Below are 13,557 nucleotides of genomic sequence, written 5' to 3'. Positions count from 1 at the left end.
GCGGACGCGCCATCGCGCGCCGGGGGAACGTGCACGCGCCGTAAACGTTAACGCCGACGCGCCAACAAATGGTTTGATCCGCCGACGTTTGGCGCTAGCCTCACCAATCGACTCCAATCCGGACACGGAGCATGGGAACGTTGGTTCTGCTCGATCTCATGGGCGGCGTGGCGCTGTTGCTGTGGGGCCTGCACATGGTCCACAGCGGGATCTTGCGCGCCTTCGGTCCCGACCTTCGGCGCCTGCTCGGCAAGGCGCTGAGCAACCGCGTCAGCGCCTTCGCTGCCGGCCTCGGGCTCACCGCCCTGCTCCAGAGCAGCACGGCGACGGCGCTGATCACCAGTTCGTTCGCGGCCGAGGGCCTCGTCAGCCTCGCTGCCGCCCTCGCCATCATGCTCGGGGCCAATGTCGGCACGACGCTGATCGTGCAGGTGCTGTCGTTCAACATCGCAGCCGTTGCCCCGGTGCTGTTCGTGCTCGGCCTGGTCGCCTTCCGCTCCGGCCCGCGATCCCGGATCAAGGACATCGGCCGAGTCTGCATTGGCCTCGGCCTGATGCTGCTCTCGCTGCACATCCTGCTCGACACGTTGGCGCCGGCGGAGAACGCACCCGGCGTGCGCGTCGTGATGTCGGCCATAACAGGCGACCCCATTCTGTGCATCTTTATCGCCGCTCTCGTCACCTGGGCTGTACATTCGAGCGTCGCCAGCGTCCTGTTGATCATGTCGCTGGCCTATTCGCAGTTCATCTCGCCTGCCGCGGCTCTGGCGCTGGTGCTCGGGGCCAATCTCGGCAGCGCCATCAATCCGGTGTTCGAGGGCGCCAGGCGCGACGATCCCGCGAGCTACCGCGTGCCGGTCGGCAATCTCATCAACCGCGCGATCGGGATTGCTCTCGTCCTGCCCTTCCTCGGCGCGATCGCCGAGCACATGCACGCCTGGCAGCCCGATCTCGCCAAGCTGACGGCGGCCTTCCACATCGCCTTCAATGCCGGCACCGCCGTCCTCTTCATCGGTCTGCTCGATATCATGTCGCGTCTGTTGACCCGCCTCTTGCCCGATCGCGTCAAGGAGGCCGATCCGGCCCGCCCGCGCTATCTCGACGAGACCGCACTGGAGACACCGTCACTGGCGCTGGCCGACGCCGCCCGCGAGACCTTGCGCATGGGGGATCTCGTCGAGGTCATGCTGCGCAAGGTGATGGCCGCGATGATGACGGGCGACCGCGCACTGGTCGACCAGGTCTCGAAGACGGACAATCTCGTCGACGGCCTGGACGAGGCCATCAAGCTCTACGTCACAAAACTCATGCGAGGCAGCCTCGACGAGAGCGAAGGGCGGCGCGCGATGGAGATCATCTCCTTCGCCATCAACCTCGAGCATATCGGCGACATCATCGACAAGAGCCTGAGCGAGCTCGCCACCAAGAAGATCAAGCGGCGCTTCCAATTCTCGGCCGAAGGGGCTGAGGAGCTCGCCGCTTTCCACAAGCGCACGATGGATTCGCTGCGGATCGCCTTCGGCGTCTTCATGTCGGGCGACGCCAATGAGGCGCGCAAGCTGCTGGTAGAGAAGACGGCGCTGCGCAACACCGAGCTTGCTGCGGTCGAGCGCCATCTGGACCGGCTGCGGAAGGGCCGCCCCGAGACCATCGAGACCACGTCGCTGCATCTGGACGTGCTGCGTGATCTGCGTCGCATCCACTCGCATATCTGCTCGGTCGCCTACCCCGTGCTGGACGCGGCAGGTGAGCCCTATCGGAGGAGTGCGGCCGAAGCAGCTGCCCTGCCCGCGTCAGGCGCGGCGTCGGCGCTGCCGCACTAGCGTCTCCGGTCAGCGATCCAGCGTCTTCGAGGCGCTGCCGCGGTTCTTCCAGATCAGCATGATGTTTCTGATGTAGATGATGGTCGCGAGCGACTGTCCGAGGATGATGACGGGCTCGCGCTTCACGACGCCATAGACCAGCGTCATCAGCCCGCCGCCCATCGAGCAGAACCAGAACGCCATCGGCACCACGCTGTTGCCGGCGCGTTCGCTCGCGATCCACTGCACCAGGAAGCGCGCGGTGAAGAACAATTGCGCGACGAGGCCGAACGCGAGCCAGAAATCGAACTTGGCGACGAAGACGTCGTAGAGATAGTTGCTCAGCGCTTGACCGTATTGGATGATCATGCGTTCACCTCGGTCACATCTGGCGTCGGCTTCTTGCGCCGGATCAGCCACCACACGCCTGCGAGATCCATGATGCCGATCCACAGCCGGTCGAAAAAGCCATAATTCGACACGCCGGAGCGGCGCGGCCGATCGATCACGTCGACATAGGCAATGTCGTAGCCTTCGCGGCGGACCAGCGCCGGCAGGAAGCGATGCAGCCCGTCGAAATAGGGCAGCATCAGGAAGACGTCGCGCCGGAACGCCTTCAGGCCGCAGCCGGTGTCGCGCGTGCCGTCCTTCAGGATCGCGTTGCGAATGCCGTTCGCCACGCGCGACTGAAATTTCTTGAAGCCGGTGTCCTTGCGCCCGACCCGCTGGCCGGCGGCGAGCCCGACCCGCCCTGCTCCCTTCTCGACTGCCGCGATCAGGTCCGGCAGAAACGCCGGATTATTCTGGCCGTCTCCGTCAAGCGTGGCCACGATCATCCCGCGCGCCGCACGCACGCCACTACGCACCGCCGCCGACTGGCCGCCCGATCTCGCATGGCGGAGCTGACGCAGATTGTCCCGCTGCTTCATCATGGCGCTGAGCCGCTCGCCGGTCGCATCCGTCGAGCCGTCGTTGACATAGATGATCTCATAGGCCCAGCGGCCATCGAGCGCCGCCGTGATCTCCTCGATCAAGGGCGCGATGTTCTCGGCTTCGTTGCGCACGGGAACGACGATGGAAACCGAAGGCTGGGACGTCGACAAATCGAGGCTCGTGGGTTGGAATGGGCCTGCACCGTGGAACCGGCGGTCCGGCAGGCAGCCGCTTTTATGGGCCGGATGTCCGGCGGGCAACCCTTTTGAGGCGGCCGGAGACCATCCCCGCAATTGGCACGATGGTGCCGTCCGCCCGGATGGCAAAGCCTAGTTTTCGGGCCGCAAACCAGTAGCGGACCGCCATGGCACCGACCAGGCCGACCATGGCGCCGGCGACGACATCGCTCGGGTGATGCGCGAGCAGCACCAAGCGGGTCAAGAGGATCACGATCGCGTAAGTGAACATGAATACGCGCAGGTGCGGCCACAATGCCGACACTGCAAACGCCAAGGCGAATGCGGCGACCGCATGGCCCGACGGCAGGCTGGCGTAGGCACCCGTGCCCTCCAACGGGACGAAGTTGAACGGATCGGGCTTGCCGCCGACGAACGGACGTCCGCGCCCGATGAGATATTTCAGGATCTCGGCAGCGAACGCCGACACGGCAACCGACAGAAACATGAATTGCAGCCGCGTGCCGAGGCCGAGCAGCAACGCGCGGCGGGTCCCGTGCAGTGCTGCCGCGACGAAGGCCACGACCACCAGCGCAGCGCCCAGGAGAGACAGCACATACTCGTCCTTGCCGAAGTCGGTGAGGATGCGGATCGGCCAGAGGCTTGGCGTGCCGCGCGCCGGCATCAGTTGGATCTCAGTCTGGTCGAGCCCGACCATCAGCACGATGACCAGGGCTGCGCCTGCTGCGCTGAGCCAGAGCGAATGCCGCGCCAGCTTCCGGGCGGCCTCGGCGCGGCGCGAATGCGAGGGCGTGCGCACGAGCTGCGCCAGCGCGCGCCAGGACACGGCGAGCAATTGCGCGGGATAGCCTGCAGGCGGCCCAATGTCGTTCGGGGCCCGCATCTATTCGGTGCCCTCCGAGCGGAAGATCGAGATCGAGATCGCGCGCCCTTGCGAGAAATTGTAGCCCTCGATGCGCGTGCCAACCTTGTAGCGCAGCCCGATCGCCTCGGCGCGCTGCACGAAGCTACGCTCCGAGCGTTGCTCGATCAGGGCGAAGCGACAGCTGCCCTGCCGCAGAAAGTCAGCTGCGCCCGAGCCGTCGGTGAGCAGCGTCTGCGTGCCTGTCAGGAACACCAGGCTCGGCTCGTGATAGCCGGCAGCAGCCGCCTTCGGTCCCACGCAGGTGACGTTGCGAAGCGCGCGCGCGATCTCGATGCTCGGAAACAGCGGAGTCAGCGACGGCAGCACGATTCCGTAGACCGTCACCGCCAACATGAGCGCGGCGACCAGCGCGTTGAGCAGCGAGCGCTCGGCGCGATTGTTGTCGTAGAGCCACCAGGCGAACAGGCCGAAGATCAGCGACGCCGCGATGAAAGGCCAGGCCACGAAGGCCGGCTGGCGCGTCAGCATCACGGCGCCGACCACGGCGATGATCGAGGCGGCCGCGGGGATCGCGAACCACCAGGCCGAGCCGCGCATCAGCCAGGACCGCGACAGCACACGCCGCTCCAGCGCGCCCGCGGTGAGGATCGCGATCGCGGGGTACAGCGGCAGCACGTAATGCGGCAGCTTGGTCAGTACGGCCTCGAACACGATCCAGGACGGGACCAGCCAGGCCAGCAGGAACTGCGCGCCGGGCTCGCGCCGCGCTCGCCACACTGCGGGCGCCGCCATGGCCGCGAGCGGCGCGCCCGGCCAGAACGTGATCCAGAACAGCGCGAGGTAAAGACCGGGCGGCGCGCCATGGGATTCCTGGGCCCCTAACTTGCTCAGCATGTCGCCGCCGACGGAATCGGCGAAGAAGGCCTCGCCCGCGCGCCAGAAGATTGCGACGAACCAGGGCAGCACCAGGACCAGCATCCACATCAGGCCCCAGACCGGGCGCAGCTTCCGCAGCCAGGAGGCGTCGCGGTCCTGGATCGCGAGCGCGACGATAGTGAGGCCCGCGAACATCAGGATCAGCGGACCCTTGATCAGGATGCCGATGGCGAGCGCGCTCCAGAAGATCGCCGGCCAGCTCCAGGGCGGATGGGTCTCGTCCTCGGCGCGTTGCCATGACAGGTAGGCCCGCGCCATCGCGCCCATCGCGGCGACCACGCAGAGCAGCAGCATCGCGTCGGTCTTGGCCAGCCGCGCCTCGACGCCGAGCAGCACCGAGGCGGACATCATCAGCGCCGCCAGCACCGCGGCACGCCGGGTGACGAAGCCGAGTGCGGCCCAATAGGTCATGAGCACGGCGCCGATCGCTCCCAGCAGCGACGGCAGCCGGTAGACCCAGATGCGCAATTCGGCCTTCGGCAGCTTGAGCGCCGCGGCGGTTTCGACCGCGGCCGATTGCAGCCAATAGATGCCGACCGGCTTCTTGTAGCGGACATCCTCCTGGAAGCGGATGTCGACATAGTCGCCGCTCTCGACCATCTGCTTGGTGGCCTGGGCAAAGCGCGCTTCATCGCGGTCAATAGGCGGGATGGTGAAGAAGCCCGGCAGGAACAGCAGCAGCGCACTCAGCACCAGAAAGCCGACTGCACGGGCGTGACTGGCCGTGACAATATCGAGCATGCGCACGAGCCCGCTGCCCGGATTCACGGGCGCTTTCGGCTCGCGGGGTGCTCCAAAACGGGGGCTCGGGTAGGTCTCGGCCATTGGTTCCGCTTACGCTGAAACCGCCATCGCCACAACCGCTTGAGGCAGGGTCATTGAATTCGAATGACAACTGTGTCCGCGGCGCCCGTCGCATCGATGACGGTGAGCCGCGCAAAGCCCGGACCGGGCGGATCGATCAGGCGCTGGCGACGGCCGTCGATCTCGCCAAGCGCGGTTCCGTTAACCATGACGATCATGGGCAGAACGCCGCCGGCGACCTTGACCGGCATCGCCGCGCCCTCCCGACCACTCGATCGATCGACGTCGATCCGCGAGCCGTTCAGCGGAAACTGAATGTGCAGCGCCTGCTCGCCGCCGGTGCGCACCAATTCCCCAACGGGACGGAACCGCTTCAGCGGCAGCGGCAACTTGGTATTGCTGGCGACCAGGGTTCCCTTGGGCGGCTTCGGCAACGGAGCGAGCGTCTTGCCGGTTCGGGCGAACGCGTCGAACAGGATCGGCGCGGCAGCGACGCGCCCGATCAGGCCGGGAACCGGGGCGCCGTCGGGCCGGCCGACCCAGACGCCGACGGTCATGCGGCCGTCGAACCCGACCGACCAAGCATCGCGATAGCCGTAGGAGGTGCCGGTCTTGAAGGCGATCCGGTTGTGGGCGGCGTTCTCGGGCGGCGGTGTGCCCAGAAGCACGTTGCCGACCTGCCAGGCCGCGACCTGATCGAGCAGCCGCAACGGCTCGCGATCATCCCTGTCAGTCATGACCTCGCGCAGCGGCTTGGTGGTGCCGAGCCGGGCGAAGCCCGTATAGAGCTGGACGAGGTCCTGGAGCGTGATTCCGACACCGCCGAGACCCATGGCAAGCCCCGGCGCCTCGTCCTTGGGCAGCACGAGATTGCCACCAGCCTGCCGCAGCCGCGAGGCCAGCCGGCTGGAGCCAACGCGATCGAGCAGCACGATGGCGGGCACGTTCAACGACAATTGCAGCGCCTTCTTCACCGGCACCGTGCCCTGGAACATCATGTCGAAATTTTCCGGCGCGTAGGAGCCGAAGCGAACCGGCCGGTCGTCGATCAGGCTCTCCGGATGCACGAAGCCATCCTCGAAGGCGAGCCCGTAGATGAAAGGTTTGAGCGTCGAGCCCGGCGAGCGGATAGCGCGAGTCATGTCGACTTGCCCTGCCCGACTCTCGTCGAAATAATCGGCCGAGCCGACACGGGCGAGCACGTCGCCGCTCTCATTGTCGACCACGATGATGCCGACCGAGATGTTGGGCCCGAGCGCAATGGCGCGATCACGTGCCAGCGGCTCCAGCACCTTCTGCAAGTTCGCGTCCAGCGTCAGCCTGATGACCGGCGTGTCCTTCGCCGTGGAAAGCGCGGTGTCGGATGCATGCGGCGCCAGGATCGGCATCGGCTTGCGCAGCTTCGGAATGGCAACGGCCTTGGACTGCTTTGCATCCTCCGCGCTGACCTGATGCTCCGAGACCATGCGGTCGAGCACACGATCACGCGCAATGCGGGCTGTCTCTGGATGCCGATCAAGCCGGCGCGTCTCCGGCGATTGCGGGAGTGCGACCAGCAGCGCGGCCTCGGCCAGCGACAGACGCTTCGGCTCTTTGCCGAGATATGCGATCGACGCGGCGCGGATGCCTTCGAGATTGCCGCCGTAAGGCGCGAGCGCGAGATAAAGGTCGAGGATCTCGTCCTTGCTCAAGCTCCGCTCGATCTCGATCGCACGAACCATCTGCCGCAGCTTGGCATAGAGCGAGCGCTGTCGCCGCGGCTCCATCAGCCGCGCAAGCTGCATGGTAATGGTCGAGCCGCCCGACACGATGTGGCCGCGCGTTGCAAGCTGCAATGCGGCCCGGCCCAGCGCCAGCGGGTCGATGCCGTCATGCGCATAGAAGCGCTGGTCCTCATAGGCCAGCAGCAGTTTAAGATAGGTCGGATCAACGTTCGTCCTGGCATCGACGGGCAGCCGCCACCGCCCATCGGCCATGGCATAGGCGCGCAGCAGCTTGCCGTTGCGGTCGACGATGGTGGTCGAGACCTGCCGCGCCTCGTCGAGTGGCAGCGGACCGAGGGAGTAGACCCAGGCGACGAACCCGACGATGGCGAGGATGAGTGTGAGGGCGACGGCTGAGAGGACGCGATGGCCCTTGCCGCTGGCTACGTCATCGCCGCGCTTGTACTGGCCATCCACGTTCTTGCCCGCGGCACCAAAAGCCGTAGATGCCCGGGACAAGCCCGGGCATGACGGCGGAGAATTTGGCGCGTTCAGAGCGTCACTCATCCTCGTTGCTCACTTCGCAGCCCGCACCTCGACGGTGCCCGTCCCGGTACGGCCGTAGCGCGAGGGATTATACATGTCCTCGACATAGGCCTGCGGCAGCACGTATTTGCCGGGCGAGACTGCGCGCACGACATAGGCGACTGTGAAGACCGACTTTGAGTCCGAGGCGCGGTCGATAGCCGAGGTGAAGCGGTCGTCGCGGAACTCGGTATCCTCAGGCTCCTCGCCGTCCTCGATCCAGTCCAGCGTACCGCTATCGCCGGACGAGACCAGCTTCGGATTGTCGATCTCGAGGCCCGCCGGCAGATAGTCCGACACCATGATGTGGCCGTACTCGGGCTTGGCCTCGGTGATCTTCAGCACCACCGCAAAGCGCTGGTTCTGCTTGACCTTGCTGATGTCGGCCGGCTTGCCGTCGAGAGTGAAGTAGTTGCGCTCGATCTTGAAGCCGTTCGACGCCGCCGGCTCCGGCGTCACGGGCGAGCCCGACACCGAGACCACCGCCTGCACCGGCGCATCGCCAGTGTTGGTGATCTTCAGCGGCTTGCCCTCCAGCGTCGCAGCCTTGTAGCTGCGATAGAGCGCAGTCTTCACCGGCTGGCCGTCGACTTCCATCGACAGGTTCTCCTTGGCGAGCGCGCGCGCCGCCAATACCAGCCAGGCATTCTCCTGCGTGGAGGTGTAGGGCGTAAGCCCGCGCGCGGTCTCGACCCGCGACACCGCCTGCGTCAGCGTCGCCTTCGGCGCGTTTCCTTCACTGGCGAGTGAGACCAGCGCCGCAGCATCACGGAGCTGCGAACCGTAGTCGGTGCGGCCGAACTCGAGTGCGGGCTTCGGCGCGAGGCTATCGAGTGCGGCGCCATAGACGCGTTCCGCGCGGTTACGATCGCCGACCAGCGCGAGCGCCGCCGCGAGCTGCGACTTCGCAATCGGCGTCGCAAGGTTGGCGAGCTTGGTGTCGGCGAGATAGCGGAGGTGTCCGATGGGAGCTGCGCCATTACGGGCAAGCACATAGAGGCCATAGGCGAGCTCCCGGCCGCCGTCTTTCTCTGGCTCGTCGGCATTGACGACGGAGTTGCGGATGCGGTCGAGCGCGTTCTTGAACAGCGCGTCCGGCACTGCAAAGCCCTTTTCGCGGGCGCGGGTCAGGAAGTCCGTGACATAGGCATCCAGCCAGGCATCGTCGCCCCCGGCCGACCACAGGCCGAACGAACCGTTCGAACCCTGGCGCGCCAACAGCCGCTCGATCGCGTCGCGGATGCGCTGGTCGACCTCGGTATCCATGGCGAGGTGCGCCCCGGCGGCGAGGTCATTGACATAGAGCAATGGCATCGCGCGGCTCGTGATCTGCTCCGAGCAGCCATAGGGATAGCGGTCGAGCGCTTTCAGGATCGTCGCCGCATCGAGCGCGGTCGACAGGCTGGCCGACACCGAGACGCTGCCGGTGCCCGGCACGAGATCGGAGAACATATCCGCGGTCAGCGTCAGGCTCTCGCCCTTCGCCAGGGTACGGATCGAGCGCCGCGCCAACACCTGCGTCGCCGCCTTGACGTCGAGCGCATAGTGACGCGCGAGCATAAGGCCGTTCGGTCCCTTGATGTCGACGTCGAGCGTCGCCTGCCCCGCGGCCGTTGCATCAATCGCCAGCGAGAACGCGTTGCGCTGCTTGGCGACAAGCTTGACCGTGATGGCGGGATTGCCAGTCATCTTCACCGGGCCGCCCGCCTTCACGTTGACGACATAGTCGCCGGCCTGGCCCTCGACATTGTCGATCTCCAGATTGACCGTGCCGCGATCACCATTGAGCAGGAACCGCGGCAGGGTCGTCGTCAGCACCACGGGATCGCGGATCACGACATCGGTGTTGGCGCGACCAAGTTTCGTGGCGGTCCACGCCACCGCCATCACGCGCGCGGTGCCGGCGAACTCCGGAATGTCGAAGCTAACTCCTGCGGTGCCGTCAGCGCCGACCGTGACGATGCCTGAATACAGGGCCAGCGGTTTTTGCGTGGGCGGCGAGCCCTGGAGCTCGCCCGCACCGGCGTCGCCGCCGGACTTGATCTGGCCGCGGGTGCCCGACATCCCATCGATGAGTTGCCCGTAGAGATCGCGGATCTCGGCGCTGAGGCGACGCTGGCCGAGATAGTAATCATCCGGCGCCGGCGGCTTGTAATTGGTGAGGTTGAGGATGCCGACGTCGACTGCGGCGATGACGACCTTGGCGTCCTCGCCCGGATTGAGCCCGTCGAGCTTGACCGGGATTTTCAGCGTCGAGTTCGGCCGGATCAGCGCCGGCGGCGTCAGCTTCACTTGCAACGTGCGAGTCTGCTTGTCGATGCCGAACCATTTCAGGCCGATCGCCCGGCCCGGCATGCGCTGGGCGGCCGCATCGAGCGGACGGCGCAGCGTCGCCACGACGTAGGCGCCGGTGCCCCAGTCCTTGCCGATCGGAAGCTTGACTTGCGCGGTGCCTTCCTTGACGTCGATGGTCTGCGTCGTCAGCAGGCGGTCGCCGAGCACGTTGATGGTCAGCTTGCCGGCGCTGCGCACATTGACCGACACTGTCATGGTGTCGCCGGAGGCGTATTGCGGCTTGTCGATCGAGGTCTCCAACAGGTCCGGCGTATCGGCGCTGCCATCAGAGTACCAGCCGACGTCGAACTGCACGGAGGTCACCGGGCCGTCAGCGTCGTTCGACTTCACATCGAGCCGATAGCGGCCGGGCTGGAGGTTCAGCGAAATCCGCGACGGCTTATCGGCGGCGATCACGACATCGCCGTCGGCGACGCGCGAGGTCGACTTGACCGGCTCGTACTCCCAGTAATTATTCTGGCGATACCACTGATAGCGCGACTCCATCTTCAGGAGCTCGTAGCGGAGGCCGTCGCGGGGGAGCGTCTTGCCCTCGGGCGAGACGAACACGACGTCGAACTCGGCCTTGTCGCCTTCGGCGACGTTCTTGTCGCCGAACAGCGGCTTGATGCCGATCATGGCGGTCGCGGGCGCGATCGGCAGCACCAGCTTGCGCTCGACGGCGCGACCGCCGGTCTCGACCATGCGGACGAAGATCTGCGCCTCCTGCGGCCGGGTCGAGGCCGGCTGCTTGTCCAGCGTCACCGGGAAGGTCGCAACGCCATTGGCGTCGGCCCCGGGCAGGTTCTCCAGCGGCGTGCGCTCGTTCGAGGTGGTCTCCTCGTCGTTGACGCCGAACTGGTAGCCGGCAAAGCCCGGACGCTCGCTCGCAGGCGCGACCAGCATGTCGCCTTCGAGCTGAAGGCCCGAGGCCGGCGCGCCATAGAGGAAATGACCGTCCGCCTTCAGCTCCACTGGAGCATTAGCTTTGATCAGCTTGTCCTTGGCGGACAAGTCGAATTCGATCCGATCGGGGACGTAATCCTCGACCATGAAGGTGGTTTCGCCGACCGAGGCGCCCTTCGGATCGGTGAAAGCGCGCGCTCGCCAGGTCCCGGTCGGGACGGCCGAGTTGAGCGGCACGGCGAGCGTGCGGCCGCCCGCGCCCTGGTCGGACAGCACGGCGCGGCGGAATTCGACGCCGTCGGGACGCTCGATCACTAGCGTGAGCGGCCCGCCGGTCACGGCATTGCCCTGTCCGTCGCGCAAGAGCGCAGTGAGATAGACGGTTTCGCTGGAACGGTAGACGCCGCGCTCGGCATAGACGAAGGCGTCGGCACCGGCCGGGACCGCGCGCCCGGAGACGCCGCGGTCGGAAAGGTCGAAGGCGCTCGTCTTGAGGCTGAGGAAGGCATAATCGGCGTTGTCGCCAGTTACGGTCAGCAGCGCCGGCGACAGCCCGCCCTCACCGCGCGCGAGCCCCGCCTCGAACAGCACGTGGCCGCTGTCGTCAGTCTTGCGGCTAGCCAAGATCTCGTTGTTGCGGGCAACCAGCCGCACCTCGGCCTTGCCGACCGGATCGGTCGAAGCCAGCGAGTTGACGAAGACGTGGATGCCGTCGTTGCCGGAATAGGCCGACACACCGAGATCGGAGACGATGAACCATTGCGTCGCGAGCTGGTAATCATCGTCGGAGCCTGGCCCCTTGGCCCCGGCGGTCATGACGTACACGCCAGGCTGAAGCTCGCCGAGCGCCTGATCGACTGGGAATGCGGTGGTGACGTCCTGGTTCAGCGTCGTCGCGGTCGCGAGCTGGCCGGACCAGACCTTGACACCGCGCTCGTCGCCGAGATCGGTGAGCTGATATTTCGACAACGTCTTCTGGAAGTCGCTGTCCACAACCGTGTTGATCAGGTTGCGGTCGCCGATCCTGAACACGTTGATGCTGACGGCGGGCGTATTGACGCTGACCACGGGAATGCCGCGCTGGCCGGTCCTCGGCAGTACATAGGCGCGGCTGGTGAAGCGCACGAAGGGTTTCCGGTCGCGCACATAAACATTGAATTCGGCCGATTTCGGCAGACCCTCCTTCACGGCCGACGGCAGCCCGGCGCGCAGGTTGATGTTGTAGCGCTCGCCATGCTTCAGCCCGTCGACGCAGAGCTGCTTACCCTCGGCCGACAGCGCCGGCCTGTCGGTGCCGGCCAACGCCAGGAACGGCGCAAAGTCGGTCCGCTTGGCCACCTCCTCAGAGAACTGGAAGCAGGCGCGCGGGCTCGCCGAATCCGAGTCCACGGTATAGTCGAGCAGCCGAAAACCATGCTCATCGCGCAGCTTTTCATACGGGCCGCGGACGTCGGCGACCTCGCGCATGTCCAGCGACAGCCGCATCGCATCCAGCGCCGGCCGCCACAGCTTGCGTTCGGCCAGCGACTTGCCGAGCGCGGCGAGCGCGTCGGCCTCCTCGCCCGAATTCCCGGCACGCATATAGGCGATGTAGGCGGCGGTCGACGCACGCTCCCAGAGGAACGTCTGCTCGCTCGAGCTCTTCGGCGAGATCTGGAAGATGACCTTGGCGAGCCGCAGCCAGTTGCCGGTATCCTCCGGCGTGATCGCCGCAATCTGCCCGAGCACCGAAAGGCCGGTGCGATAGTCGTTGCGCCGGAATGCGGCGTCGGCGTCGGTGCGCAGCGTCGCAATGGACTTGGCGACCGGTCCCGCCTCGCTCTTGATCTGGGCTTCCAGCTTGATCGCGGAATCGGCAAGATCGTCGCGCTTGAACGCCTTGTCGGCTCCTTGCGCTGCGCCAAGGCCGAGCGCCAGCGTGGCGCAGAGTGTGACGGCGCGGATCAGACCGATCATGAGGGACTCCCGGAAATCGCGGACGAGCGCCGCGGCGGCAAAATGAAGTGCGCGGAAAGGTGACGGACTCAAGGCGATGGAACCAAGGGTGCAAATCGTCGCTTCGCCATGACAACGCAAGCTCAGAGGAGACCGATCAAGATACCTCCGCGCACGTGTCCTGACGGCGCATCAATACCAGAGACCAGTCGGGGGGCGCCCGTGTCCCGGAAGCTATTCAGCGTTCCCGGAGATGTGATCCATCGTCCGTCGCGCTGCCGCTCGACCCGGCACCCTGACACGCCACCGTTCCGCTTTGTCGCCGCTCTGAGGAAAACGGTTCGGTTCAGACTTGGCGAAAGGCAAGAATTTTCCTATTGGCATGGAGGTGAACAGCCGGCCCTCAAAACCGGGGCGGCTGAAGACGGTCCCGTAGCTCAACTGGATAGAGTAGCGGATTTCTACTCCGCGGGTTGCAGGTTCGAGTCCTGCCGGGATCGCCAGGAAAAACCTTTAGCGATCAAAGACATTCGCCAGACGCGCAATAAAATAATACA

General features: G+C 65.9%; 7 protein-coding genes and 1 tRNA gene. 2 read left to right on the top strand and 6 right to left on the bottom strand.

The genetic code is table 11. The annotated features are described in order from the left end of the window. Positions 1-131 precede the first annotated feature (131 nt). Positions 132-1,823 carry a Na/Pi cotransporter family protein gene (locus IVA91_RS35160; RefSeq protein ID WP_247460698.1) on the top strand — a complete coding sequence of 564 codons (1,692 nt, stop codon included), beginning with the start codon at positions 132-134 and terminating at the stop codon, positions 1,821-1,823. Between the two features lie 9 nt (positions 1,824-1,832). Here the strand turns inward: IVA91_RS35160 and IVA91_RS35155 are convergent, their stop codons facing one another. From IVA91_RS35155 to IVA91_RS35130, 6 genes are all read right to left on the bottom strand, one after another. Continuing rightward, positions 1,833-2,171, bottom strand: coding sequence for a lipid-A-disaccharide synthase N-terminal domain-containing protein (locus IVA91_RS35155; protein ID WP_061881543.1), 339 nt, complete (start codon positions 2,169-2,171; stop codon positions 1,833-1,835). Then, positions 2,168-2,905, bottom strand: a complete 738-nt coding sequence (locus IVA91_RS35150) for a glycosyltransferase family 2 protein (RefSeq protein ID WP_247460696.1) — start codon at positions 2,903-2,905, stop codon at positions 2,168-2,170. The genes IVA91_RS35155 and IVA91_RS35150 overlap by 4 nt, the downstream gene beginning before the upstream one ends. 64 nt (positions 2,906-2,969) lie before the next feature. Beyond that, entirely contained in the window at positions 2,970-3,815 is an 846-nt protein-coding gene (locus IVA91_RS35145) for a phosphatase PAP2 family protein (RefSeq protein ID WP_247281054.1), read from the bottom strand. Then, the gene (locus IVA91_RS35140; RefSeq protein ID WP_247281053.1) at positions 3,816-5,558 is read right to left on the bottom strand and encodes a glycosyltransferase family 39 protein; all 1,743 of its coding nucleotides are present in this window, start codon (positions 5,556-5,558) and stop codon (positions 3,816-3,818) included. 50 nt (positions 5,559-5,608) lie between these two features. Continuing rightward, a complete protein-coding gene (pbpC, locus tag IVA91_RS35135) occupies positions 5,609-7,807 on the bottom strand; it encodes a penicillin-binding protein 1C (RefSeq protein ID WP_247419569.1) in 2,199 nt (732 codons plus the stop codon). Positions 7,808-7,816: 9 nt separating this feature from the next. Beyond that, positions 7,817-13,021: an alpha-2-macroglobulin gene (locus IVA91_RS35130; protein ID WP_247419570.1), complete on the bottom strand. Its 5,205-nt coding sequence runs from the start codon at positions 13,019-13,021 to the stop codon at positions 7,817-7,819. A 405-nt stretch (positions 13,022-13,426) separates the two neighbouring features. Between IVA91_RS35130 and IVA91_RS35125 the strand changes: the two genes are divergently transcribed. Beyond that, positions 13,427-13,503: transfer RNA gene (locus IVA91_RS35125), tRNA-Arg, on the top strand. Positions 13,504-13,557: the final 54 nt, after the last annotated feature.

The organism is Bradyrhizobium sp. 153 (genome assembly GCF_023073835.1).
Lineage (GTDB): Bacteria > Pseudomonadota > Alphaproteobacteria > Rhizobiales > Xanthobacteraceae > Bradyrhizobium.
Note: the sequence above shows the minus strand (reverse complement) of the source record. Positions and strands in the feature narration are given on the sequence as shown.

Coding starts and splice junctions, on each gene's coding strand:
- pbpC (WP_247419569.1), bottom strand. CDS start 7,807: ATGAGTGACGCTCTGAACGCGCCAAATTCTCCGCCGTCATGCCCGGGC.
- IVA91_RS35155 (WP_061881543.1), bottom strand. CDS start 2,171: ATGATCATCCAATACGGTCAAGCGCTGAGCAACTATCTCTACGACGTC.
- IVA91_RS35160 (WP_247460698.1), top strand. CDS start 132: ATGGGAACGTTGGTTCTGCTCGATCTCATGGGCGGCGTGGCGCTGTTG.
- IVA91_RS35140 (WP_247281053.1), bottom strand. CDS start 5,558: ATGGCCGAGACCTACCCGAGCCCCCGTTTTGGAGCACCCCGCGAGCCG.
- IVA91_RS35130 (WP_247419570.1), bottom strand. CDS start 13,021: ATGATCGGTCTGATCCGCGCCGTCACACTCTGCGCCACGCTGGCGCTC.
- IVA91_RS35145 (WP_247281054.1), bottom strand. CDS start 3,815: ATGCGGGCCCCGAACGACATTGGGCCGCCTGCAGGCTATCCCGCGCAA.